The organism is Cryobacterium glucosi, assembly GCF_004402235.1.
Taxonomy (GTDB): Bacteria; Actinomycetota; Actinomycetes; order Actinomycetales; family Microbacteriaceae; genus Cryobacterium; species Cryobacterium glucosi.
Genome location: NZ_SOFS01000005.1, coordinates 153,246 through 177,533, shown reverse-complemented (window position 1 = coordinate 177,533; position 24,288 = coordinate 153,246). Strand labels below are relative to the sequence as shown.

General features: G+C 68.4%; 26 protein-coding genes and 1 pseudogene. 15 read left to right on the top strand and 12 right to left on the bottom strand.

What is annotated here, in order from left to right:
- Positions 1-54 precede the first annotated feature (54 nt).
- The 7 genes from rplS to rpsP all read right to left on the bottom strand — a co-directional run bounded on the left by rplS (position 55) and on the right by rpsP (position 4,207).
- Complete coding sequence (gene rplS / locus E3O46_RS01195) at positions 55-399, bottom strand: 50S ribosomal protein L19 (RefSeq protein WP_134447599.1); 345 nt, start codon at positions 397-399, stop codon at positions 55-57.
- Between the two features lie 185 nt (positions 400-584).
- Positions 585-1,100 carry an MFS transporter gene (locus E3O46_RS01190; RefSeq protein ID WP_134560948.1) on the bottom strand — a complete coding sequence of 172 codons (516 nt, stop codon included), beginning with the start codon at positions 1,098-1,100 and terminating at the stop codon, positions 585-587.
- A 9-nt stretch (positions 1,101-1,109) separates the two neighbouring features.
- The gene (trmD, locus tag E3O46_RS01185) at positions 1,110-1,886 is read right to left on the bottom strand and encodes a tRNA (guanosine(37)-N1)-methyltransferase TrmD (protein WP_134560947.1); all 777 of its coding nucleotides are present in this window, start codon (positions 1,884-1,886) and stop codon (positions 1,110-1,112) included.
- Positions 1,887-1,895: 9 nt separating this feature from the next.
- Positions 1,896-2,765 carry a formate/nitrite transporter family protein gene (locus E3O46_RS01180; RefSeq protein WP_134447593.1) on the bottom strand — a complete coding sequence of 290 codons (870 nt, stop codon included), beginning with the start codon at positions 2,763-2,765 and terminating at the stop codon, positions 1,896-1,898.
- A gap of 92 nt (positions 2,766-2,857) precedes the next feature.
- Complete coding sequence (gene rimM, locus E3O46_RS01175; RefSeq protein WP_241987311.1) at positions 2,858-3,532, bottom strand: ribosome maturation factor RimM; 675 nt, start codon at positions 3,530-3,532, stop codon at positions 2,858-2,860.
- A 16-nt stretch (positions 3,533-3,548) separates the two neighbouring features.
- On the bottom strand, positions 3,549-3,785 hold the full coding sequence (locus E3O46_RS01170; protein ID WP_134447589.1) for an RNA-binding protein: 237 nt from the start codon (positions 3,783-3,785) through the stop codon (positions 3,549-3,551).
- Between the two features lie 2 nt (positions 3,786-3,787).
- Complete coding sequence (gene rpsP / locus E3O46_RS01165) at positions 3,788-4,207, bottom strand: 30S ribosomal protein S16 (RefSeq protein ID WP_134447587.1); 420 nt, start codon at positions 4,205-4,207, stop codon at positions 3,788-3,790.
- 280 nt (positions 4,208-4,487) lie between these two features.
- On the opposite strand from rpsP, the gene E3O46_RS01160 reads away from it, so the two are divergent.
- The gene (locus tag E3O46_RS01160; protein ID WP_134447585.1) at positions 4,488-5,627 is read left to right on the top strand and encodes a glutamate--cysteine ligase; all 1,140 of its coding nucleotides are present in this window, start codon (positions 4,488-4,490) and stop codon (positions 5,625-5,627) included.
- On the opposite strand, the gene E3O46_RS01155 is transcribed toward E3O46_RS01160, so the two are convergent.
- From E3O46_RS01155 to ftsY, 4 genes are all read right to left on the bottom strand, one after another.
- Positions 5,624-6,415, bottom strand: coding sequence for an LLM class F420-dependent oxidoreductase (locus E3O46_RS01155; protein WP_134560945.1), 792 nt, complete (start codon positions 6,413-6,415; stop codon positions 5,624-5,626). The two genes, E3O46_RS01160 and E3O46_RS01155, sit on opposite strands and share 4 nt — an antisense overlap.
- A 94-nt stretch (positions 6,416-6,509) precedes the next feature.
- Entirely contained in the window at positions 6,510-8,102 is a 1,593-nt protein-coding gene (ffh, locus tag E3O46_RS01150; RefSeq protein ID WP_134447582.1) for a signal recognition particle protein, read from the bottom strand.
- Positions 8,103-8,142: 40 nt separating this feature from the next.
- Complete coding sequence (locus tag E3O46_RS01145; protein ID WP_134447581.1) at positions 8,143-8,646, bottom strand: DUF2004 domain-containing protein; 504 nt, start codon at positions 8,644-8,646, stop codon at positions 8,143-8,145.
- Positions 8,647-8,653: 7 nt separating this feature from the next.
- Positions 8,654-9,529, bottom strand: coding sequence for a signal recognition particle-docking protein FtsY (gene ftsY / locus E3O46_RS01140; RefSeq protein ID WP_134447580.1), 876 nt, complete (start codon positions 9,527-9,529; stop codon positions 8,654-8,656).
- Between the two features lie 149 nt (positions 9,530-9,678).
- On the opposite strand from ftsY, the gene E3O46_RS01135 reads away from it, so the two are divergent.
- The 4 genes from E3O46_RS01135 (at position 9,679) to E3O46_RS01120 (ending at position 13,885) form a co-directional block, all read left to right on the top strand.
- The gene (locus E3O46_RS01135) at positions 9,679-11,091 is read left to right on the top strand and encodes an FAD-binding oxidoreductase (RefSeq protein WP_166791002.1); all 1,413 of its coding nucleotides are present in this window, start codon (positions 9,679-9,681) and stop codon (positions 11,089-11,091) included.
- Between the two features lie 108 nt (positions 11,092-11,199).
- A complete protein-coding gene (locus E3O46_RS01130; protein WP_241987310.1) occupies positions 11,200-11,943 on the top strand; it encodes a sirohydrochlorin chelatase in 744 nt (247 codons plus the stop codon).
- Positions 11,944-12,032: 89 nt separating this feature from the next.
- Positions 12,033-12,614 carry a helix-turn-helix domain-containing protein gene (locus E3O46_RS01125; RefSeq protein WP_134560943.1) on the top strand — a complete coding sequence of 194 codons (582 nt, stop codon included), beginning with the start codon at positions 12,033-12,035 and terminating at the stop codon, positions 12,612-12,614.
- Positions 12,611-13,885: an MFS transporter gene (locus E3O46_RS01120; RefSeq protein WP_134560942.1), complete on the top strand. Its 1,275-nt coding sequence runs from the start codon at positions 12,611-12,613 to the stop codon at positions 13,883-13,885. Before E3O46_RS01125 ends, E3O46_RS01120 begins: the two co-directional genes overlap by 4 nt.
- Positions 13,886-13,953: 68 nt before the next feature.
- Here the strand turns inward: E3O46_RS01120 and E3O46_RS01115 are convergent, their stop codons facing one another.
- The gene (locus tag E3O46_RS01115; protein ID WP_134447571.1) at positions 13,954-14,508 is read right to left on the bottom strand and encodes a dihydrofolate reductase family protein; all 555 of its coding nucleotides are present in this window, start codon (positions 14,506-14,508) and stop codon (positions 13,954-13,956) included.
- Between the two features lie 248 nt (positions 14,509-14,756).
- Between E3O46_RS01115 and E3O46_RS01110 the strand changes: the two genes are divergently transcribed.
- The 10 genes and pseudogenes from E3O46_RS01110 (at position 14,757) to E3O46_RS01065 (ending at position 24,262) form a co-directional block, all read left to right on the top strand.
- Positions 14,757-16,466, top strand: coding sequence for a nitrite/sulfite reductase (locus E3O46_RS01110; RefSeq protein WP_241987309.1), 1,710 nt, complete (start codon positions 14,757-14,759; stop codon positions 16,464-16,466).
- A complete protein-coding gene (locus E3O46_RS01105) occupies positions 16,463-17,218 on the top strand; it encodes a phosphoadenylyl-sulfate reductase (RefSeq protein WP_134447567.1) in 756 nt (251 codons plus the stop codon). The genes E3O46_RS01110 and E3O46_RS01105 overlap by 4 nt, the downstream gene beginning before the upstream one ends.
- Before the next feature lie 35 nt (positions 17,219-17,253).
- Positions 17,254-18,183 (top strand): sulfate adenylyltransferase subunit CysD, encoded by a 930-nt coding sequence (gene cysD / locus E3O46_RS01100; protein ID WP_134448069.1) that lies wholly within the window; start codon positions 17,254-17,256, stop codon positions 18,181-18,183.
- A complete protein-coding gene (locus tag E3O46_RS01095; RefSeq protein ID WP_134447565.1) occupies positions 18,183-19,541 on the top strand; it encodes a sulfate adenylyltransferase subunit 1 in 1,359 nt (452 codons plus the stop codon). The genes cysD and E3O46_RS01095 overlap by 1 nt, the downstream gene beginning before the upstream one ends.
- Before the next feature lie 119 nt (positions 19,542-19,660).
- Positions 19,661-20,389 carry an ABC transporter ATP-binding protein gene (locus tag E3O46_RS01090; protein WP_198413428.1) on the top strand — a complete coding sequence of 243 codons (729 nt, stop codon included), beginning with the start codon at positions 19,661-19,663 and terminating at the stop codon, positions 20,387-20,389.
- Positions 20,379-21,323: an ABC transporter permease gene (locus E3O46_RS01085; protein ID WP_134447563.1), complete on the top strand. Its 945-nt coding sequence runs from the start codon at positions 20,379-20,381 to the stop codon at positions 21,321-21,323. The genes E3O46_RS01090 and E3O46_RS01085 overlap by 11 nt, the downstream gene beginning before the upstream one ends.
- Positions 21,242-22,126 (top strand): annotated as a pseudogene (gene cobA, locus E3O46_RS01080) (uroporphyrinogen-III C-methyltransferase); the annotation flags it as partial. The gene E3O46_RS01085 and the pseudogene cobA, both read left to right, overlap by 82 nt.
- Positions 22,123-23,526, top strand: a complete 1,404-nt coding sequence (locus E3O46_RS01075; protein ID WP_134560940.1) for an FAD-dependent oxidoreductase — start codon at positions 22,123-22,125, stop codon at positions 23,524-23,526. The pseudogene cobA and the gene E3O46_RS01075, both read left to right, overlap by 4 nt.
- Positions 23,523-23,840, top strand: coding sequence for a ferredoxin (gene fdxA / locus E3O46_RS01070; protein ID WP_134447557.1), 318 nt, complete (start codon positions 23,523-23,525; stop codon positions 23,838-23,840). The genes E3O46_RS01075 and fdxA overlap by 4 nt, the downstream gene beginning before the upstream one ends.
- Positions 23,841-23,872: 32 nt before the next feature.
- Positions 23,873-24,262 carry a four-helix bundle copper-binding protein gene (locus E3O46_RS01065; RefSeq protein WP_134447555.1) on the top strand — a complete coding sequence of 130 codons (390 nt, stop codon included), beginning with the start codon at positions 23,873-23,875 and terminating at the stop codon, positions 24,260-24,262.
- Positions 24,263-24,288 lie beyond the last annotated feature (26 nt).

The window sequence follows — 24,288 nt, the reverse complement described above, 5'->3', positions numbered from 1 at the left end:
GTCAGGAGCTCAGGGTGAAACGCAGCCGGGGCTGGGAATCGGGTGTGACGAGTCTTAGTCGCGCTTTTCCTTGATCTTGGCCTTCTTGCCACGCAGGTTGCGCAGGTAGTACAGCTTCGCGCGACGCACGTCTCCGCGGGTGACGACCTCAATGTGGTCGATAACCGGGGAGTGCACCGGGAAGGTACGCTCGACGCCGACCTGGAAGCTGACCTTGCGAACGCAGAACGTTTCGCGGACGCCTTCGCCGGAACGGCCGATGACGACACCCTGGAAGACCTGCACGCGCGAGCGTGCGCCTTCAACGATGTTGACGTGAACCTTGACGGTATCGCCGGCGCGGAACGCCGGGATGTCCTTCCGGAGTGATGGGGCATCCACCTGGTCGAGAATATGCATATTTGTTCGCTCTCTGTATCCGCCACAGGACGAAGACGGCTGAGGTCGCCCGCGCACACACGTGCTGGGCGACGACTGATGAGGTTAAGACCGTGCCGAACGGTGCAGCTCCCCTGTGGCAGAGGCATGCTACGGCACAATCGCTGATTATGTCACGATCCGCGCCTCCGGCAAAACCGGGCCGGCTAGGTGTCTTTCGGCTTCTCCCGCACGACGATGACCGACGGGTCCGGGGTGGGTTCGAAGCCGATGGGCGACGGATGCTCCCCCGCGGCCGGTTCGGTCGGGGCCCCACCTCTGGCGGTCTCGTCGATCAGCACGATCATCGCCTGCATCCGGCTCCTGGCACTCGCGAAGAGCTCCCAGATGGCGAACCAGAAGGCTGCGAGCCCGACGAGCACGACCAGGAACGGCAGCCAGCTCGCACCCGCCGTGAAGCCGAAGGCCACGATCAGGGCGTGCCACAGGGTGAGCACGCCGACGTCACGCCAGGACACTGCCCGCTCCAGCCGCACCTCGGTGCGGGCGAAGAAGAGCAGGGCGACGGCCAGCAGGCCGAGGCCGAGCACGATGCCGCCGAAGAAGCTGCCGAGCACGGCCCATCCGCTCGACTTGAAGAGGGACGCGCCGATCAGGAGCCACGCCGGAAGCACGAGCACGGCAAGGAATTGCCAGCGATAGAAGACCCTGCGTAGGAACACGAAGCCAGACTACTCGCGGACGCCTTCGGCTGGCTCTGCGTTCGCTGGAGGCAGAAGGTCGGGCCGGACCCGCATGGTGCGCTCGAGCTGCTGGTCGTGGCGCCACGTAGCGATGGCACCGTGGTTGCCGCTCAGGAGCACCGGGGGTACGTCGAGACCGCGCCAGCTGGACGGCTTGGTGTAGCTCGGGTATTCGAGGAGTCCGTCCTCGTGGGACTCCTCGACGAGGCTCTCGGGGTTGCCGACCATGCCGGGGATGAGCCGGCCGACGGCCTCGATCATGGCCATCACCGCGACCTCTCCCCCGTTGAGCACATAGTCGCCGAGGCTGACCAGCCTGACGCGCCCGCGGGAGGCGAAGTGGTCGAAGACGCGTTGGTCGATGCCTTCGTATCGCCCGCAGCCGAAGACGAGGTGCGGTTCGGCGGCCAGTTCGCGGGCCATCTTCTGGGTGAAGAGGTCGCCGGCCGGGGACGGGAAGATCAGGAGCGGCCCTGCGTCGTTCGCCGTGGCATCCGCTGCCGCGTCGCCGCCAGCTTCAGTGGGCGCGTCGGTGGTCTCGTCGAGGATCGCGTCGAGAGCCTCGCCCCAGGGTTCCGGCTTCATCACCATGCCGGCGCCGCCGCCGTACGGGGTGTCGTCGACGGTGTTGTGCCGGTCGTGGGTGTGGTCGCGCAGGTTGTGCACGAGCACCTCGATGAGTCCGGACTGCCTGGCCTTGCCGAGCAGGGAGACGTCGAGGACAGAGAAGAACTCCGGGAAGATGGTGAGGATATCGATGCGCACGAAGAAAGCCTAGGCGTGGACGGGAACGGACTCGTCCGCGGTTTCGGCGTCGGTCGCGGTCGTAGCGCTCGCTTCCAGGTGGGCGGCACGGTTGACCCGGGTGCGGTGCGAGAAGTACACCGGCAGGGCGGTGAAAAGGATCGCACCGAGCAGGTTGCCGACGAGAACGGGAATCTGGTTCCAGAGCAGCCACTGGCCGATGCTGATCGGGGCGCCGAGCATCATGCCGGCGGGGATGACGAACATGTTCACGATCGCGTGCTCGAGTCCGAGGCTGAAGAAGATCGTGACCGGAAGCCACATCGCGAGGATCTTTCCTGCGGTGGACTTCGACGTGTAGAACATGATCGTGCCGATCGCGACCATCCAGTTACAGAGCATCGCCTTGATGATCGCGACGACGATTCCGCCAGGGCCGACCGCTTCATACGGCAGAACCTTGTGCTCGGCTAGATGCACGATGGCCTGGACCATCGGGTCTGTGGTCACGGTGCCCATGTAGGTGATCGAGACGACGTAGAGGAAGCCGAAGAGCACGGCGCCGAACAGGTGGGCGGCGATGACGACACCGAAATTGGTGAGGCCCTTTTTAATGGTCGTTCGTCCCTCGAGGATCGCGAGCGGGATCAGCGCGAAGCTTCCCGTGACGAGCTCGAGTCCGAGCAGCAGGATAATGGCGAATCCGACCGGGAACAGCACGGCGCCCACGATGGGAAGCCCGGTCTGGGCGGCCGCGGTCAGGGACACCGCCGTTGCCGCGCCCAGGATCGCCCCGGACAGGGTTCCGCGGATGATCATCTGCTTAATGGTCAGGTTCGATTTAACGACACCCGAATGAATGATGTCATCGATGAGTTTGTCGGGCTGGACGTACGACACAGGCGGTTCTCCTTGCAAGGGCTGCCGCGTCGTGGGGAGTGGAGGAGCCAGCGGGCGCGGCGCGCCTTCCCCCGGGTTGATCCCGGTCGCGCCTATGCGCCGTTCTGGTCTGGTGTGTGCTCGGCGTCCGGCTCGGCACCGGCGTCGGGTTCGTGGGTTGCGGCATCCGCTTCGAGCGGGGTTTCGGGCTCGTCGTCCGGCTCCTCGGGGAGCTCTTCGAGCAGTCCGGGCGGAGGGGTGATCGTGACGATACCCGTCGCGATGTCGACGGAGGGAACGATTGCCTTCACGAAGGGCACCATGACGTCACCGGTCGCGGTCTTGACGATCAGGAGGTCCTGGGCCGGAAGGTGTTCGAGACGGCCGATGGTACCGATCTGCACCCCGTCACGCACGACCTTGAGGCCGACGAGCTGGTGGTCGTACCAGGCGTCTTCTTCGTCGGATTCTTCGTCGTCGTCCTGGTCGATCCACAGGATGGCCTTGGCGAGTGCCTCAGCCGCTTCCCGGTCGGGGACATCCTTGAAGAAGCCGACGGCGTGCTGGTTGTACCAGCGGAGCTCGACGAGCTCGATCTTCTTACCGTGCCACGGGGACCCGGTGGGAACCTGAAGCGTGAACACGGCGCCCGGGACGAAACGTCGCCCCGGGTCATCCGTGAACAGTTCGAGCTTGATGGCGCCCTTGAGGCCATGGGCCTTGGTCAGGCGACCAACCCGCAGCTGGGCTCGGGGCGACTGGGCTCTGGGTACCAGAGTGTCGTTCACGAGGCTCACCGCCGGCTCAGAAATCGGTGTCGACGACGTCGACCCGCACGCGCTTGCCATCGGCCAGGGCAGCCACAAGGGTGCGCAGGGCCTTTGCGGTCCGTCCGGAACGACCGATGACGCGGCCGAGGTCCTCGGGGTTCACGCGAACCTCGAGCACCTCGCCACGCGGTGAGTTCTGGGCAGCAACGTGCACATCGTCCGGGTGGTCAACGATTCCCTTGACGAGGTGCTCAAGCGCGGGTGCGAGCAAAATTACGCCTTGTCCTCTTCTGTTGCGTCAGCGGCTTCGGCGACGGGCGCCTCTTCCTTGACAACGGGCTTCTCAGCCTTGGGCTTGAGAACCGGCTTCTTCTTCTCGTCGGCGACGAAAGCGACCTTGGCCTCTTTGATCTTGACGGTGCTGACGGCGTTCTTGTCACCCTTGAACTTGCCCCAGTCGCCGGTCAGCTTGAGGAGAGCCTCAACCTGCTCGGTGGGCAGGGCGCCAACGCCGAGCCAGTACAGTGCACGCTCGGACTTGATCTCGATGACCGAGGGCTCCTGCGTGGGGTGGTAGATGCCGATTTCTTCAATGACGCGACCGTCGCGCTTGGTGCGCGAGTCGGCCACAACGATGCGGTAGTACGGCGCACGAATCTTGCCCATGCGCTTCAGACGGATTTTGACAGCCACAATTCTCCTGTGTATTTGATTTTTGGCGAACTGAGGGCCGTGAGCGTGGGGGCACACTCGGCACAAGCTCAAGATGGTTTTTTCCTGCGTCAGAGTAGAGGGTCGGGCGCAGGAGAACTCGACTAATCATTCTGTCAGATGTCGGCCCCAATGTGATAATCGACCGGGCACCGGGTGTCCGCCGAAAGCGGATTCCGCGTTCGTGCGGGAGGCCGCCTGCAATCGGTGTCAGGATTGTGACCAGCACCCAGCCGGGTGCCACGCGACCAAAGGACCGCACGTGGGAATCGAATTCGCCCGATCAGCGCGATCGACGATCGGCATCGAATGGGAGATCGCGCTCGTCGACCGGTCGACCGGTGACCTCGTCTGCATCGCCGACGAGGTGCTCGATGCCCTGCGCGGCCCCGACGGGTCGCCGCACCCGCACATCACCGGAGAGCTGCTGCTCAACACCGTCGAGCTCGTCTCCGGTGTTCACACGACCGTGGCGGGCGCCGTTGCGGATGTCTACGGCCAGGTCGACGAGGTCAGGGCGATCACGGACCCACGGGGCGTCGACCTCATCTGCAGCGGCTCGCATCCGTTCGGCCAGTGGTTCGACCAGGAGGTCACGGACAAGGAGCGGTACCACAAGCTCATCGACCGCACCCAGTGGTGGGGCCGGAACATGATGATCTGGGGCATCCACGTGCACGTCGGCATCGAGGACCGCGACAAGGTCATCCCGATCCTGAACGGCCTGCTCGGCTATCTCCCGCACCTGCAGGCGCTCTCGGCGTCCAGTCCGTTCTGGGCGGGCGTCGAGACCGGTTATGCGTCGAATCGCGCGCAGATGTTCCAGCAGCTGCCGACGGCGGGGCTGCCCTGGATCCTCGAGGACTGGGCGAGCTGGGAACGGTATGTCGAGGACATGACCCGAACCGGGATCATCGACGACATGACCGAGGTGCGCTGGGACATCCGCCCCTCTGCCCGCTGGGGCACCATCGAGATTCGCGCCTGCGACGGCGTGTCGACGGCCACCGAACTCGGGGCGATCGCCGCGCTCATCCAGTGCCTCGTCGAGTGGATGTCCACCGAGCTCGACGCAGGACGCCCGGTCCCGAGCATGCAGCCGTGGTTCGTGCGCGAGAACAAGTGGCGTGCGTCGCGATATGGGCTCGATGCGGAGATCATCCTCGACTCGAGCGGCGCCGAACGACTCGTGACCGACGACGTGCGCCGGCTGATCGGCGTGCTCTCCCCCACCGCGGAACGCCTCGGTTGCCTCACCGAACTGCTGCAGCTGAACGGCATCCTGGATGCCGGCGCAAGCTACCAGCGCCAGCTGCGCGTCGCCGCGGCGAACGGCGGCAGCCTGCCCGCCGTCGTGGCCGCGCTCAGCGCGGAACTCCGCGGCGGCACCTTGCCCGTTTAGGCGGCGTTCTTGGCGTCGCGCCAGGCCAGCCAGTCCGTCAGCGGGGCGAGGTCATACGCCGGCCCGGAGAGCCCGATCGTGAATAGGCGGGCCCCGAGCGCATAGAGCTCGTCTGCCTCGTCGACCGTGCGGCCGCGCAGCTCCGTGGACACCTCGATCTCGGCCGGGTCGCGCCCGACCGTCGCGCACCAGTCTGCGAGGACGCCGAGCTTGTGCTCGAGTACCTCGGGGCTCGAGAAGGAATGCCAGATGTCGGCGTGCTTGGCGACGATGCGCAGGGTCTTCTTCTCCCCACCTCCGCCGATCAGCACCGGGATCTTCCGGGTGGGCGGCGGGTTGAGCTTGCCCCAGCGCGCCTCGATGCGTGGGAGGTTCTCCGCGAGGGCGTCGAGCCGGCTGCCGACGGTGCCGAACTCGTAGCCGTACTCGTCGTAGTCGCGCTCGAACCAGCCGGAGCCGGTGCCGAAGATGAAGCGGCCGCCGCTGATGTGGTCGATCGTGCGGGCCATGTCGGCCTGCAGGTCGGGGTTGCGGTAGCTGTTGCAGTTGACGAGGGCGCCGATCTCGATCCGGGAGGTCTGCTCAGCCCACGCGGCGAGGATCGTCCAGGATTCGAAGTGCAGCCCGTCCGGGTCACCGGAAAGCGGGAAGAAGTGGTCCCAGTTGAAGGCGACGTCGGTGCCGAGTGCTTCGACCTCTGCGACGGTGTCGCGGATCTTCGTGTACTCGGCATGCTGGGGCGCCACCTGCGCGCCGATGCGGACGGGACCGGGCTTCGTGAGTGTCATGCGCCCAGCCTAAACGCCCGAGGCATACCTGTCCGGTCGAGAGTTACCCGCTGAGCGGTCACTCTCGACCGGAAAGGTACAGGGAGCGGTACGGTTAGCGGCCGAGCATCTTCTGCAGGGCGGCCATCTCCTCGTCGGTGGGACCGCCGGGCTTGCCGGCGACTGCCGGCTTGCGGCCGCCGAGGCCGAAACCGGTGCCGCCGCCGGTCGGTGCCTCAGCGCCGGCGCCCGCCGGCTTCTCACCGGACGCGATCGCGAGGTTCTCCGCGGCACGCTTGGCCGGGTTGCCCGACTTCGAGCCCTTCTTCTTCGCCTGCTGGGGCTTGCCGCGCCCACCGCCGAGGCCGGGCATCGGCCCCATGCCGGGGATGTTCGGCATTCCACCTCGGGCGACGGTCTTCATCATCTTCGCGGCCTGCTCGAAGCGCTGCACGAGCTGGTTCACCTCGGTCACGCTCGAGCCGGAGCCCCGCGCGATGCGCAGTCTGCGTGATCCGTTCAGGAGTTTCGGGGTGGTGCGCTCGGCCTTGGTCATCGACTGGATGATGGCCTCTGTGCGCACGATCTCGCGCTCGTCGAAATTCTCGAGCTGCTGCTTCATGGCCCCGGCGCCCGGGAGCATGCTCATCATCTTCTTGATCGAGCCCATGTTGCGCAGCTGCTGCATCTGGCCGAGGAAGTCGTCGAGGGTGAAGGTGTCGGTCTGGAACTTCTCGGCGAGCTTGCGCGCCTCGTCCTCGTCGAAGGCGCCCTGGGCCTGTTCGATCAGGGTGAGGATGTCACCGAGGTCGAGGATCCGGCTCGCCATCCGGTCGGGGTGGAAGGGCTCGAAGTCGTCGAGGCTCTCACCCGTCGACGCGAACATGATCGGGCGTCCCGTCATCGAGGCGACCGAGAGGGCTGCTCCACCGCGGGCGTCACCATCGAGCTTGGTCAGCACGACGCCGGTGAAGTCGACGCCGTCCTGGAACGCCTTCGCGGTCGCGACGGCGTCCTGGCCGATCATCGCGTCGATCACGAAGAGGACCTCGTCGGGGTCGATGGCCCGGCGGATGTCTGCGGCCTGCTTCATCATCTCGGCGTCGACGCCGAGGCGGCCGGCCGTGTCGACGATGACCACGTCGTGGAGCTTCTGCTGGGCGAACTTCACGCCGTCGCGGGCGACCGTGACGGGATTGCCGACGCCATTGCCCGGTTCCGGTGCATACACGGGCACGCCGGCCTGCTGCCCCACGACCTGGAGCTGGGTGACGGCATTCGGACGCTGGAGGTCGGCGGCGACGAGGATCGGGGTGTGCCCGTCCTTGGCGAGCCACTTCGCCAGCTTGCCGGCGAGGGTGGTCTTGCCCGCGCCCTGAAGGCCGGCGAGCATGATGATGGTCGGCGGCTTCTTCGCGAACTCGAGACGGCGCTGCTGGCCGCCGAGGATGCGGATGAGTTCCTCGTTGACGATCTGCACGACCTGCTGGGCCGGGTTGAGCGCCTTGCTGACCTCGTCGCCGAGGGCGCGCTCGCGCACCTGCGCGGTGAAGTCCTTGACGACGTCGAGGGCGACGTCGGCGTCGAGGAGGGCGCGACGGATCTCGCGCACGGTGCCGTCGACATCCGCCGCACTGAGCTTGCCCTTGGTGCGGAGATTCTTGAACGTCTCGGCCAGGCGATCTGAGAGGTTTCCAAAAGTAGCCATTGTGGTTCTACTTTAACCGGTGTTGCCCGGTCTCGAATCCTCAGCTGTCGAGCGAGATCACGATCGTGTCGCCGTGCACGTCGAGCGTCACGACGATCAGGGCGTCGGTCTCGGTGGGGCTGATCGAATAGTCGAGCACCGCGAAGTGCTCGTCGTTCTTGATGTGGTGCGGGTGGAAGCCGATCCGCTGCAGCTGGATGGAGCGGAGGAAGTCGATCTGCTTGTCGCCGGAGTCCCAGATCAGGGCGTCGTCGATGACCTCCTCATCGAGTTCCTCGAGGCACTGGTTGATGTAGAGCGCGGTGACGGACCCCTCGGCGCTGAGCTCGGCGACGAGCGATTCGCGGGCCTGCGAGTCGAGGTCTTCGAGGGAATTGATCATGAACGCCGCGATGTCGAGCGCCTCGACGGAAACCGAGGATTCATCGGGCGAGCTGAGGTCGATCTCGATGTCCTGGTCGCCCAGTTCCGCCGAATCCGACCAGTAGATCTCGCCTTCGTCGTCGCTGCCGAGGATTCCGAAGAAATCGTGTTCGATGGTCATGGTCGTCCTATCCGACGAGTTTTTGCGCGAAGACGTGCGGGGTGAATCCGGTGAGGTCGTTGATGCCCTCGCCCTGGCCGACGAGCTTGATCGGAATACCGGTCTTCTCCTGCACTGCGAGCACGAATCCGCCCTTGGCGGACCCGTCGAGCTTCGTGAGCACAAGCCCGGTGACCCCGGCGTGCTCGATGAAGGCCTCGGCCTGGGCCAGTCCGTTCTGGCCGGTGGTCGCATCGAGCACGAGCAGCACCTCGGCGATCGGCGTCTGCTTCTCGATGACGCGACGGATCTTGGTCAGCTCGTCCATCAGGCCGCCCTTGGTCTGCAGGCGGCCGGCTGTGTCGATGATCACGATCTCGGTGCCGGTCGCGATCGCGCGCTCGACGGTCTGAAAGGCGACGGATGCCGGGTCCTGGCCCTGGGCCTGCGGCTTCACGATCTCGGCGCCCGCGCGTTCGGCCCAGGTGGCGAGCTGCTCGACAGCGGCGGCCCGGAACGTGTCCGCAGCCCCGATCAGCACGCTGCGGTCATAGACGCGCAGGAACTTGGCGAACTTGCCGATCGTGGTGGTCTTCCCGACGCCGTTCACGCCGACGACGAGCACGACGGCGGGGCGCGCGCTGAGGTTGAGGGTCGAGTCGAGCCGGGAGAGGCGTTCCTCGAGGCCTTCGCGCAGCATCCGCTGCAGGTCGGCCGGGTCTGTCGTGTGGTACCTGGCGACCTTGGCGCGCAGGTCAGCGACGATGTCCTCGGTGATCTGGGGGCCGAAGTCGGCCTGGATGAGTGCGTCCTCGAGGTCGTCCCAGGTGTCGGCGTCGATCGTCTTCTTCGCGAACATGCCGCGCAATGCGCCGGAGAGTGACCACGGGGTGCGTTCTGCCATGTCTCTACCCTAAGCGCGGGACCCTGCCTCCGGGCGCGAGCGTGCCATCGACACCGGGTCGGCCGCGGTTTCAGTCGCGGGGTTGGCTGCGAGGCGGGATAGGCCGAGACTCGGCCGTGTACGCGTTTCCGACTCGTTGTGGAGGAATGATGACACCTGAATCTCCGTCCGACCGCGCGCTCACCGACCTCGCGGAGACCATGGACGGCAGGCTCGTCCGTGCATACGACGATGACTGGGACAGTGCCCGCGCCCCCTGGAACCTCGCGATCGACCAACGGCCGGTCGCCGTCGCGTACCCGGCCGGGCCGGAGGACCTGCGGCGGATCCTCGCCGCCGCCCGCGCCGACGGGCACCGGGTGGTGGTGCAGCCGCGCGGACACGGCCCGAGCGGCGACCTCGCCGGATGCATCCTCGTCCGCACGAGCGCGTTCGACGAGATCGTGATCGATCAGAAACGACGCGTGGCCAGGGTCGGCTCCGGCGTGTCCTGGGGTGCCCTGCTGAGCCGCCTCGATGGTTCCGGGCTCGTGGCGCTCGCCGGGTCCAATCCCGATGTGAGCGTCGCAGGTCACGTCCTCGGGGGCGGTCACTCCTGGTTCAGCCGCTGGCGCGGGATCGCGGCCCGCAGCATCCGTGCGGTCGAACTCGTCGATGCAGGCGGTGAGCCGCGCCGGGTCACCGCGGACAGCGATCCGGAACTGCTGTGGGCGCTGCGCGGCGGCGGCGGGCTGTTCGGCATCGTGACCACGCTCGAGATCGACCTGTATGCGGCTCCCGACCTCTTCGGCGGAACGATCGTCTTCCCCGCGTCCGCCGCAGGGACCGTCTTCGGTAGCGTTGCGGCGATCATGGCGGATGCCCCGCCCGAGTTGAGTATCTTCTTCGGCCTGACCAATCTGCCCGACATCGTACAGGTGCCCGCGCCGCTCCGCGGCCAGACGATCGCGAGCGCCGAGGTGGTCTTCGTCGGAACCGCTGAGGACGCCGCGCCCCTCCTCGCACCGCTGCTCGCAAGCACACCGGTGCTCGCCGACGAGACCCGGCCGTTCACGATCGGGCACCTCGCCGAGGTCGCGGCCGAACCGACCGAACCGGCCGCCACAATCGAGTGGACGGCCGCGATCACGTCCTTCGCCGGTGGAGACGAAGCGGGCCTCGGCGCCCTCGCGCGGGCCTTCCAGGAGGCCACTCCTGCGGGCGTGACCGTTCTCGGCCTGCGTGCCCTCGGCGGTGCCATTGCCGAGCAGGGGGCGGATGCGGCGGCGGTCGCCGGCCGTCTCGACGCACGTTTCCTGGCCTGCGCCGGTTCGTTCCTCACGGAACAGCGGCCCGCCGACCCGGAGGCCGTGTTCGGTCCGCTCCGCCGGGCGCTCGAGGGGAGCACCCTCGGCCTGACCGTCCCGACCTTCCTCACCGCCGGCCAGGATCTGACCTTCAGTTTCCCTCCTGAATCGCTCGAGCGCCTCGCGAACGTCAAGCGCAGGCTCGATCCCGGCGGGATCTTCGTCGGCAACCGGCCCCTCGGGCCCGGGGCCGCCGCGACCACGGACACGGACTGACGAGCACGGGCACGGACTGACGAGCACGACCGGGCGGGACAGGGAAGCAGCGAACCGAACCGGGCAACCGGTCGCCACGCGAACGGCCTGCGCGTGCAGAATAGAGGGGTGACGGCCTCAACCACTCCCGCCCTCGTCGGCATCGCCCATGGCACCTCGTCCGCGGCCGGGCAGGCGGCCGTCGCCGGGCTCATGGCTGCCGTGACCCTGGCGGAACCCGAGCTCCTCACCGCCCTCGGCTATGTCGACGTCCAGCAGCCTGACGCACCCTCGACGCTGGCGACGCTCCCGGCCGGTGTGCCGGCCGTCGTGGTCCCGTTGCTGCTGTCCGCCGGATACCACGTCTACGTCGATCTCACCGATGCCGTGACCGGCGAAACCGAGGCCTCCGCGCGTTCGGTCATCCTGACCGAGGCGCTCGGACCCGACGACCGCCTCATCGAGCTCCTCCGCGAACGACTCGACGAGGTCGCACTCCACGCCGACGACTCGCTCGTGCTCGCGGTCGCGGGCTCGAGCGACGCCCGCGCAGTCGCCGCGTGCCGCGTCGTCGCCGAGCGGCTGTCCCTCGCCGCCGGACGCCATGTCGCCCTCGGTTTCCTGTCCGCCGCGCGCCCACGCCTCGCGTGCGCCATCACGATCGAGCGGATCCTGCGGCCCGGCCGTCGGGTCGTGGTGAGCAGTTATCTGCTGGCCCCTGGCTTCTTCCAACGGCTGGTCGAGAAGGCAGGAGCGGATGCCGTCACGGCGCCCCTGCTCCTCCCCACCGAGCCGGCGAGCCCGCTTCTCGTCGCCGTCGTCACCGACCGCTATCGCACCGCACTCACCGCCGCCTCCGCCTCCGCCGACTGACCGTCTGCACCTCAGGGCACGACTCCCCGTCCCCAACAAATAACACAACAGTTATTGCGCAATAGTTGTTGTGGAGATAGCGTGGCGGCATGTCTCCTGAAACCGGTGGTACCGCACACCTCACGAGCGCAGCATCCATGCGCGTCCTGGCTCACCCGACCCGGCTGCGTCTGCTCGGCCTCCTGCGCGAGCTCGGCCCCCAGACCGCCGCCCTGCTCGGCGACATCGTCGACGAGGCCCCGGGCACTGTGAGCTACCACCTGGCCAAACTCGCGTCCATCGGTTTGATCCAGGAGGCCGCGGACGTTGGCACCGATCGCCGCGAACGCTGGTGGCGGTCGAGCCACGCGCTCACATCCTGGGAGCCGGCGGACCTGCTCGGCGACCCCTCGGCACTGGCAGCATCGACCGCTCTCCAGCGCGCGATCGTGCAGATCTACGCCGCCAACTTCACGCACTACCTCGACAACGTGCCCGCTCTTCCCGTGGACTGGGTGCGTGCAGCCCCCAGTTCCGACCGAGGGCTGCGCCTCACGGTCGCCGAGCTCGCGGAGCTGCGGAAGGATCTCGAGGTCATCACCGAGAAGTTCCTGGCACTCAGCGCCGCCCACACCGAAGCGGACGGCTCCGAGCGGGTCAGCCTGGTGTACCAGGCCTACCGAACCCCGTGACGAAGACCGTCGCGACCACCCGCGCGCTGCGGTCTCTCACCGCACTGCTCGCGGCGCACGTCGTGTCTCAGACCGGGAACGTCGTCACTCTCTTTGCGGTTCCGTTCTATGTGCTCGCGACGGGCGGAACGGGGATCGAGGTCGGCACCGCGGCATTCTTCGCGACGGCGCCGGTCATCATCGGCGGCCCCCTCGGCGGGGTCGTCGTCGACCGGATCGGCTACCGGCGCGCCAGCATCCTCGCCGACCTGATCAGCGGGGTGACCGTTCTCGCCATCCCCGTCCTCGCGCTCACGATCGGACTCCCGTTCTGGGGCCTGCTCGCCCTGGTCTTCCTGAGCGGCCTCCTCGACACCCCCGGCCAGACCGCGCGGCGGGTCATGCTGCCCGCGTTCTCTGCCGAGGCGCACGTCCGTCTCGAACGCTCCGTCGGGTTCCTCGACGGAGCCGAACGCCTCGCCCGCCTCCTCGGCGCCCCGCTCGGCGGCATCCTGATCGCCGGCATCGGCCCCCTGAACGCCCTCTTCGTCAACGCGGGCACCTTCGCGCTCTCGGCGATGATCACCTGGCTGTTCGTCGCGCGTCCCCTCACCGGCGAGCGGATGCCCGCCGCGGCCGAGCTCCCGGCAAACGATGGCTACTGGTCGGCACTCGCTGAGGGTTTCCGGTTCGTCACGCGCGATCCGCTCCTGCGTGCGGTCGTGCTCCTGGTTCTCGTCACCAACGTGTTCGACGCCGCCCGCGGCTCCTCCCTGCTTCCGCTCTACGCCCACGATTCGCTGGGCGGCGCCGCGGCATTCGGGGTACTCGTGGCCGTGATGGGCGGAGGCGCGCTGCTCGGTACCGTCGTCTTCGGGTTCTTCGCGCACCGGCTGCCGCGACGGGTCACGTTCTCGGTTTGCTTCGCCCTCGCCGGTGGTCCGTCTCTCTTCGCGTTCGCGGCCGGACTCCCCTTCCCGTGGCTGATCGCGGCGACAGCCCTCTCCGGCGTCGCCGCGGGTGCCATCAACCCGATTCTCGGCACGGTCGAGTTGGAACGAGTACCCGAGGGCATGCGCGCACGGGTGTTCGGGCTGATCAACGCCGGGGCCTGGGCCGGCGTACCTGCAGGGGCCCTGCTCGGCGGAATCGGCGCCGACACCGTCGGTCTGCAGGCCTCCTTCTTCATCATCGGCGTGCTCTATGTGGTCGTCACCCTCCTGCCGCTCGGCATCCCGGTCTTCCGGGAAATGGAACCGCGCCCGTTTTCGCAGCCCGCGCCCGCAGCTTAGGGTGCGGCCTGCGGAAACAGACGCGGCGGTCGGCGGCACGGAACAGTGGCGGCGCCGGCGAGACGCGGCTAACGGCGCACGCGATAGGTGAGGATCGCGAACTGGCCCTGGGCCGTCGCACTCACGAGCTCGAGGCGGTCGGACTCCACCCTCCTGGGCAGCAGCGGTGCCGCACCGGGCAGGGCGACCGGCGCCACCGAGAGCATGATCGTGTCGAGGGCGTCGGCATCGAGGAACTGGCCGGCGAGGTCGCCCCCACCGACCACCCACACGTCTTTCTCCCCCGCAGCGGCGAGAATCGCCGGCAGTGCCGCAGCGACGTTCCCGCGCACAAAACGCACGTCTGCCCCGTCCGGCGTTGGCAGGTCGCGCGAGGTGAAGACGAACGTGGGCCGGTCGCCGTAGAACTCCCGCCACTTGTGCGGATTGGCGAGCAGCTCCTCCTCACGCAGCACCCACTCGTATGTCGTGGAGCCCTCCACGACAACGCCGATGCCGGCGAGAAAGAGGTCCTGGTCTTCGAGTCCCGCCGTGTCGACGGCGAAGAGCCAGCTCAGCGAATTCGACTCGTCCGCGATGAAGCCGGTAAACGAGGTCGCCGTGTTGTAGATCACCTGGGTCATGGGGCGAGACTATGCCCACCCTCCGACAGCGGACAGGGACCAGAACAGGACAGGGGCCGTTACGGCAACGACCGACACTATAGGAGCGGATGCCGCCCGACGCATCCGTGTGACGCTCTGCTACGGTGCGTGACTGGTCGTTACGACGCACACGAGTGATTCCACCTCATTCTCGATAGATTCTTTCAACGCACCCCGGCTCACGCTGCTCTATGGCTCGCGCTGTGCCGGCGCCGAAGGAGGATCCCGTGTCACCGAACCAGACCGAAGCGGCCACGCCGGCCAGGCCCCACCGCCAGGCCGGCCGTCCCAACGGCCAGTGGAAGGTGGACGGAACCGCCCCCCTCAACGGCAACGAAGCCTGGAAGCAGGAGGACGGCGGCCTGAGCGTCCGCGAGCGAGTCGAGAACATCTACTCGAAGCAGGGTTTCGATTCGATCGAGGGGACCGACCTGCACGGCCGGATGCGCTGGTGGGGCCTCTACACGCAGCGGAAGCCCGGTATCGACGGCGGCAAGACCGCGACCCTCGAGCCGCACGAGCTCGAAGACAAGTACTTCATGTTGCGGGTGCGCATCGACGGCGGCCAGCTCACGACCACCCAGCTCCGGGTCATCGGCGAGATCTCCCATGAATTCGGCCGCGACTCCGCCGACCTCACCGACCGGCAGAACATCCAGCTGCACTGGATCCGGATCGAGGACGTCCCCGAGATCTGGACCCGCCTCGAAGCGGTCGGGCTGCAGACCACGGAGGCCTGCGGCGACGTACCCCGCGTCATCCTCGGCTCCCCCGTCGCCGGCATCGCCGCGGACGAACTGATCGACCCGAGCGGGCTGATCACCGACATCACCGCACGCTACATCGGCGACGAGAGCCTCGCGAACCTGCCGCGGAAGTTCAAGACGGCCATCACCGGAAGTCCCAGCCAGGACGTCGTGCACGAGATCAACGACATCTCCTACGTCGCGGTCGAGCACCCCGAACTCGGCGTCGGCTTCGATCTCTGGGTCGGCGGCGGCCTTTCCACCGCCCCACGCCTCGCCGAACGGCTCGGCGTCTTCATCACTCCCGACCGGGTCGCCGAGGTCTGGCACGGCGTCGCGAGCCTGTTCCGCGATTACGGCTACCGGCGCCTGCGCAACAAAGCCCGCCTCAAGTTCCTGCTCGCCGACTGGGGACCCGAGAAGTTCCGGCAGATCCTCGAAGACGAGTTCCTCGATTCATCGCTGCCCGACGGCCCGGCCGCCCCGCCGCCCACCCGCGCAGGCGACCACGTCGGCGTGCACAAGCAGGCCGACGGCCGCTACTACATCGGTGTCACCCCGTTCGTCGGCCGCGTCTCCGGCCCGACCCTGCTCAGCCTCGCCGACCTGCTCGAGGCGAACGGCTCGACCCGGTTGCGCACGACCCCGCACCAGAAGCTCGTGCTCCTCGACATCCCGGAGGAGAACGTCGAATCCCTGATCGTGGCCCTCGACGAGATCGGCCTCGCCGCGCGCCCGAGCCTGTTCCGCCGGTCGACGATCGCCTGCACGGGCATCGAGTATTGCAAGCTCGCGATCGTCGAGACCAAGAAGTCTGCGACGGATGCCGTGCTCGAGCTCGAGAAGCGGCTCGCGTCCATCGACGTCCCCCAGCCGATCAGCCTGCACGTCAACGGCTGCCCGAACTCCTGCGCCCGTATCCAGACGGCGGACATCGGGCTCAAGGGCCAGCTCCTCCCCGACGGGAACGGCGGTCAGGTCCCCGGCTTCCAGGTGCACCTCGGCGGCGGCCTCGCCTCGCAGGACCGCGAAGAGGCCGGTCTCGGCCGAACCGTCCGCGGCCTCAAGGTGACCGCTGACGACATCGCCGACTACGTCGAACGCATTGTGCTCCGCTTCCTCGCCGACCGCGGCGAGACAGAGACCTTTGCCGTCTGGGCGCACCGAGCCGACGAGGAGGCCCTGCAATGAGCGACACCACAACCGGAACCGGACCCACGACCGTCACCACGACGGCCGTCGCTCCCCGGCGGAGCGCCGAGGAACTCAAGGCGCTCGCCGCCCGCGGAGCCGCTGAGCTCGGCGAGGCCGGCTACGCCGAGGTCGTCGCCTGGGTCGCGGCGAACTTCCCCGTCGCCCACGTCGCCGTCGCGTGCTCGATGGCCGACGCCGTCCTCCCGCACGTCGTCGCCGCGCAGCTGCCCGGCGTGGACGTGCTCTTCCTCGACACCGGGTACCACTTCGCCGAGACCTACGAGACCCGCGACACCGTCGCCCGGCTTCTCCCGGTGCGGATCGTCGACGTGCTCCCCGCGAAGACCGTCCCGGAACAGGACGCCGAGCACGGCGCGGAACTCTTCAGCCGCGACCCGAACCTCTGCTGCGCGATGCGCAAGGTCGAACCCCTGCAGCGCTCGCTCACGGGCTACGAACTCTGGTTCACCGGCGTGCGACGCGACGAGGCACCGACCCGGGCGAACACCCCGCTCGTGACCTGGGACGAGCGCAACGGCCTCGTCAAGGTCAACCCGCTCGCGGCGTGGAGCTTCGACGACATCCTCGACTACGCCGGCTACCACCAGGTTCCGGTGAACCCGCTGCTCGAGCAGGGGTACCCCTCCATCGGCTGCGCGCCGTGCACGAAGCCCGTCGCCGCTGGCGACGATCCCCGATCCGGACGCTGGGCGAACCTGGCCAAGACAGAATGCGGGCTCCACGAGTGAACGCCGTCACGACAGCCACGACCACCACGACCGCCATGACATCCGCGCCGCCCGTGCAGGCGGCCGGGAGCCACCGGCTTTCCCAGCTCGACGTGCTCGAGAGCGAGGCGATCCACATCATCCGTGAGGTCGTCGCAGAATTCGAACGTCCCGTCCTGCTGTTCTCCGGCGGCAAGGACTCCGTCGTCGTGCTGCACCTCGCCGCGAAGGCCTTCTGGCCCGGCAAGGTGCCGTTCGGGCTGTTGCACGTGGACACCGGCCACAACTTCCCAGAGGTCCTCGCGTTTCGGGACGCGACGGTCGCGCGCCTCGGCCTCCGCCTCACCGTCGCGAAGGTCCAGGACTACATCGACGACGGCCGCCTGCAGGAGCGCGCCGACGGCACCCGCAACCCGCTTCAGACGCTCCCGCTCCTCGACGGGATCGCCGCAGGCCGCCACGACGCGGTCTTCGGCGGCGCCCGCCGCGACGAGGACAAGGCCCGCGCGAAGGAGCGCATCCTCTCGCTCCGCGACGAATTCGGCCAGTGGGATCCCCGCAACCAGCGCCCCGAACTCTGGAACCTCTACAACGGCCGTCACACGGTCGGCCAGCACGTGCGCGCGTTCCCGATCAGCAACTGGACGGAGTACAACGTCTGGCGCTACATCGAACGCGAGGGCATCGAACTGCCGCCGCTGTACTACGCCCACGAGCGCGAGGTCTTCCGCCGCGACGGCATGTGGCGGGCGATCGGCCCCGTCTCAGAGCCGCGCCCGGGCGAAGCAGTCGAGACCCGCACCGTCCGCTACCGCACGGTCGGCGACATGAGCTGCACCGGCGCCGTCGAATCGGACGCCGCATCCGTCGCCGCCGTCGTGCGCGAGGTCGCCCTCTCCACCATCACCGAACGCGGCGCGACGCGCGCCGACGACCGCATCTCCGAAGCGGCCATGGAAGACCGCAAGAAGGACGGGTACTTCTGATGACTCAGGCACTCCTCAGCCCGGCGGATGCCGGCACCCACGACGGCGCAGACGCCCCGGGAACCCTGTTCCGGTTCGCGACCGCCGGCTCCGTCGACGACGGCAAGTCGACCCTCGTCGGGCGTCTCCTGCACGACTCGAAGGCGATCCTCGCCGACCAGCTCGAGTCCGTCACCCGAACGTCCACGGAGCGCGGCTTCGGCGGCGACGACGGCGGCATCGACTTCGCGCTGCTCACCGACGGCCTCCGCGCCGAACGCGAGCAGGGCATCACGATCGACGTCGCGTACCGCTACTTCGCGACAGCGCGCCGCTCCTTCATCCTCGCCGACTGCCCCGGGCACGTGCAGTACACCCGCAACATGGTCACCGGCGCTACGACGGCCGACGCCGTGATCATGCTCATCGACGCGCGCAAGGGCGTGCTCGAGCAGACCAGGCGGCACCTCTCCGTGGTGTCCCTGCTGCGCGTGCCGCATGTGATCATCGCGGTCAACAAGATCGACCTCCTCGACTACGACGAGTCCGCGTTCGCAGCGGTCGCAGCATCGGTGCGCGCCGTCACGGCCGATCTCGGCCTCGGTGCCGTGCACGTGCTGCCCGTCTCTGCGCTCGTCGGAGACAACGTCGTCGACCGTTCGCCACGGACCCCCTGGTACGACGGGCCGAGCCTGCTCGAACTGCTCGAGAGCCTCCCGGTCGTCGACGAGGTCGAGACCGCGATCGAGGCGTTCCGGCTGCCCGTTCAGCTCGTGCTCCGGCCCCAGGGCGCCGTCGCCGTCGCACCGGAGGATGCGGACTCCTTCCGCGACTACCGGGCGTACGCCGGGCAGGTCGCTTCGGGCACCGTCCGGGTCGGCGACAGCGTGAGCGTCGCCCCGGGCGGGGCGACGACCGTCGTGACCGGCATCGACTTCGCCGGCATCGAACTCACCGAGGCGTTCGCACCGATGTCGATCGCCGTGCGCCTCTCCGACGACCTCGACATCGCCCGCGGTGCGGTCATCGGCGCAGCGGGCACCCTGCCCGAATCGACCAGGGAACTCACCGCCGCGTTGTTCTGGCTGGACCCGCGGGCACTCAGGCCGGGCGACCGCACCCTGGTCAAGTTCGGCACGAACACCGTCCAGGCCCTCGTAGCCGCCGTCACCGGGCGCCTCAACCTCGACACGCTCGAACTCGAACCGGCCGGCAGCCTCGAGGTCAACGACATCGGCGAGGTCGGCCTGCGCCTCGCGGCTCCGCTGCCGATCGAGACCTTCACCGAGAACCGCCGTTCCGGCGCGTTCCTCGTGATCAACGCGCAGGACGGTGCCACCCTGGCCGCAGGGATCGTCACCGGCTCTGGAGCACGGTGAGCGCCGTGTCCGTGACAGAGCGCGACCGCACCGACGGTTCAGGGAACCGGCCGCAGGGCATCAGCGTCAGCACAAACACCGCGCCTGCCGCGGTCGTCGCAGCGGACGTCGAGACCGCGATCCGGGTCGAGGGACTGTCCAAGCGGTTCGGCAAGGCCGGACCCGTGGTGCTCGACAACATCAACCTCACGATCAAGCCGGGCGAATTCGTCTGCCTGCTCGGCGCATCCGGATGCGGCAAGTCGACCCTGCTCAACATCATCGCCGGCCTCGAACACCCGTCGGAGGGCACCGTCACGGTCGCGAGCGGGAAGAGCGCCGTCATGTTCCAGGAGTCGGCCCTGTTCCCCTGGCTGACCGCGAGCCGCAACGTGGAACTCGCCCTCAAGCTGCGCGGGGTCCCGCGCGGCCGGCGTCGCGGCGAGGCACTCGAGCTCCTCGACCTGGTCAACCTCGCGGATGCCGCGAACAAGCGCCCGCACGAGCTCTCCGGGGGCATGCGGCAGCGTGTCGCCCTCGCCAGGTCACTCGCGCAGGACCGCAAGGTCCTGCTGATGGACGAGCCCTTCGCCGCCCTCGACGCGATCACCCGCGATCTGCTCCACGAGGAACTCGAACGGGTCTGGCATGAAACCGGCCGCACGATCGTGTTCGTCACGCACAACGTGCGCGAGGCCGCACGGCTCGGGCAGCGGGTGCTGCTGATGTCGAGCCGTCCCGGCCGGATCAGGAACGAGTGGCGCATCGAGGACAACGGTCCGCGCCGGATCGAATCCCCAGAGGTTTCCCGCCTCTCCATCGAGATCACCAACCACCTCCGAGAGGAGATCCGCCGTAATGCCGCCTGAGACCCGTTCCGAGACCATCACCCCCGGCTCCCTGGAGCCCGACGCCGCGTCCGGCTCCTCGGTGAGCACCCGGGCGGACTTCCGTACGCTCGAAGCCGGGCTCGACGCCCTGCAGACGTCCCCCCTCGTCGAGAAGGGCCCGTGGCGCCGGTTCGCCGACGGCGTCCTGCCGCCGGTCGTGCTCCTGCTCGCCCTCATCGCGGCGTGGCAGTTCTATATCGTGATCGCCAAGCCGCGCCCCGACCTCACTCCCGGTCCGCTCGACGTGCTCACCTCGATCACCGACCTCTGGTCGACCGGTCACCTGCAGACGGCTGTGGTCACGAGCCTCTCCCGCGGCGGGATCGGGTTCCTGATCGCCGTCGCGATCGGAACCCCGCTCGGCCTTCTCCTTGCGGAGTGGCGGCTGCTCCGCCGCGCGCTCGGACCGCTGCTCTCCGGGCTGCAGGTGCTTCCTTCCGTCGCCTGGGTGCCCGCTGCGATCCTCTGGTTTGGCCTGAGCGATGCGACCGTGTACTTCGTCGTGCTGATGGGCGCCGTCCCCTCGATCGCCAACGGGCTGGTCGCCGGCGTCGACCAGATCCCGCCGCAGCTGCGCCGCGTGGGCACCGTGCTCGGCGCGAACCGCTTCGAGATGGCCACCCTCGTCGTGCTGCCCGCCGCGATGCCCGGCTACCTCGCGGGCCTCAAGCAGGGCTGGGCCTTCTCCTGGCGGTCCCTGATGGCAGCGGAGATCATCGCCGTCGGCGGCTCGATCGGTTTCGGCCTCGGTTCGATGCTGCAGCAGAGCCGCGAGCTCGCCGACCTGCCCGGGGTGCTCGCGACGATCCTGGTGATCCTGTTCGTCGGCATCCTCGTCGAGCTCGTGCTCTTCGCCCCGGCAGAACGCCGGTTGCTCCGCCGCCGCGGCCTCTACCTGACGGCCGGCCGGTGAGCCCCGACACCGTGCGCCCCGGCACCGTGCACCTGGTCGGTGGCGGACCCGGCGATCCCGGCCTGATCACCGTGCTCGGCCGCCGGCTGCTCGACGAAGCGGATGTCGTCATCGCCGACCGGCTCGGCCCGCGCTCCCTGCTCGGCGAGCTCGATCCCGGCGTTCTCGTGATCGACGTCGGCAAGCTGCCCGGCCACCACCCTGTGCCCCAGGACGAGATCAACGCACTCCTCGTCGAGCACGCCCGTGCCGGCCGCCGGGTCGTGCGCCTCAAGGGCGGCGACCCGTACGTGCTCGGTCGCGGCGGCGAGGAAGCAGCGTACTGCCGCAGCAACGGTATCCCCGTCGAGGTCATCCCCGGCGTCACGAGCGCCATCTCGGTGCCTGCTGCGGCCGGCATCCCGGTCACCCATCGCGGGGTGGCGAACGGGTTCACCGTCGTGACGGGCCACGAGCTGCTTCCGTCCCTGCCAGGGGGCAGCGACCACACCGTCCTGCTCCTGATGGGCATCTCCGGCCTCGCCGCCTCCGCGGCGATGCTCGCGGACGGACCCCGCGGCGGAGACTGCCCGGTCGCCATCATCGAGGACGGCTACGGCTCGAACCAGCGGGTCACCTTCGGAAGTCTCGCAACCATCGCCGGACTCGCCGCCGAACGCGGCGTCCGCTCCCCCGCCGTCGTCGTGGTGGGGGACGTCGTCACCCTGAGCCCGCTCCACCCCCGGTACAGCAACCAGCTCGCGTCCGACGAACCCCGTTCCGGCCGGCTCATCCCAGAACCATCCCGAAAGGCTTTTTCATGACCCCCCATACTCTCCGCGTCGCCATCATCGGCGCCGGTCCCGCGGGAATCTACGCCGGCAACATCCTCGGCAAGGCCGTGCGCGACGCCGGCGGCACGATCGGCATCGACCTCTTCGACACCCTCCCCGCTCCATACGGCCTGATTCGATACGGCGTCGCCCCCGACCACCCGCGGATCAAGGGCATCGTCACAAGCCTGCACGAGATGCTCGATGCCGGCACCATCCGGTTCCTCGGCAACGTCGGCTACGGGACCGATCTGAGCCTGGACGACCTGCGGGCCCACTACCACGCAGTCATCTTCGCGACCGGGGCGATCCGCGACGCGAAGCTGCCGATCCCCGGCACCGAGCTGCCCGGCTGCTTCGGGGCCGCCGACTTCGTCTCCTGGTTCGACGGACACCCGGACGCCCCGCGCGACTGGCCGCTCGACGCCCACCAGGTCGCCGTGATCGGCAACGGCAACGTCGCCCTCGACGTCGCCAGGATGCTCGCAAAGCATGCGGACGACCTGCTGCCCACCGACATCCCCGAGAACGTCTATTCCGGCCTGGCCGCCTCGGCAGTCACCGACGTGCACATCTTCGGTCGACGCGGGCCTGCCCAGGTGAAGTTCACCCCGATCGAGCTCCGGGAGCTCGGCGCGGTGCCGGACGTCGACGTGATCGTCTACGAGGAGGACTTCCCGAGGGACGAGGCCTCCGAGCAGTTCCTCGCCGCGTCCAACAACCAGGTCAAGGTGATGAGCCGCACCCTGAACGGATGGCTCACGAAGGAACCGAGCGGGGCCTCGCGCCGCCTGCACCTGCATTTCCTGCATTCTCCCCTCGAGGTCTACGGCACCGAGAGTGTCGAAGGCATGCGCTTCGAGCGCACCGCGCCCGATCCCGCCAACCCCGGCGGTGTCACCGGGACAGGTGAGATCCTCGACTACCCGCTCCAGGCGGTCTACCGCGCCGTCGGTTACCGCGGCAGCCCCCTCGCCGAGGTGCCTTTCGACGAGACGCGCGGCGTGATCCCGAACGACGGCGGTCGGGTCCTCGACCCGGCCGCGCGGCCCATTCCCGGCCTGTACGCCACCGGCTGGATCAAGCGTGGCCCCGTCGGCCTGATCGGCCACACCAAGAGCGACGCGCTCGAGACCGTCACGCGGCTCGTCGAAGACCTCGGCAACGGCCTCCTGCCGGAGCCGGTCGAAGACGACGCGGACGCGATCCTGGCCGTGCTCTCCGCCCGCGGCATCCGCTTCACCGAATGGGACGGCTGGCTCGTGCTCGATGCCCACGAACGTGCCCTCGGAGCCGCGGACGGCTCGGCGGCCGATCGTGAGCGGGTCAAGGTCGTTCCGCGGGACGAGCAGGTCGACATCAGCCGGTCCGTGGAACTCGTCGCCTCGTGACGTACGTCATCGCGCTGCCGTGCGTGGATGTCAAGGACCGCGCCTGCGTCGACGAGTGCCCGGTCGACTGCATCTATGAAGGCGAACGGTCCCTGTACATTCACCCCGACGAATGTGTCGACTGCGGTGCCTGCGAGCCGGTCTGCCCGGTCGAGGCGGTCTACTACGAAGACGACCTTCCGGAGCAGTGGAGCGAGTACTACCGCGCGAACGTGGACTTCTTCGAGGAGATCGGGTCGCCGGGAGGCGCGGCCAAGACCGGTGTGCTGACGTTCGACCACCCGCTGATCGCGGCGCTGCCCCCGCAGGCCTGACCGGGCGCCACCGACCGGGCTACAGTGGTGGCATGTTCGGTGGCGGGTTCGGTGGGAGCGAGTTCAACGCGCTCTCGGCACGGACCGCGGCGTGCGTCGCCGCCTGCGACGCGCTCATCGCCGCGAGCGAGGACTGCGCTGACGCCTGCCTGGCCCAGTCCGGCGACGGCGATGTCACCGCGTGCTTCCTCGCCGACCTCGACTGCATCGAAATCTGCACCACGACGAGCCGGGTGCTGTCCTGGCACACCCGGACAGACGGGACGACCGCCGCCTCCATGCTCGACACCTGCATGGAGGCGTGCCGCTCCTCGTCCATCGCCTGCGAGCGGATGCTGCAGCACCGGCCGGACTGGACGAGCTGCGCCCCCGAGTGCCGCAGGGTCACCGACGCCTGTGCGGAGGTACTCGCCCTGCTGTGACCCGGCCGTGACGCGGGGGCCACTGT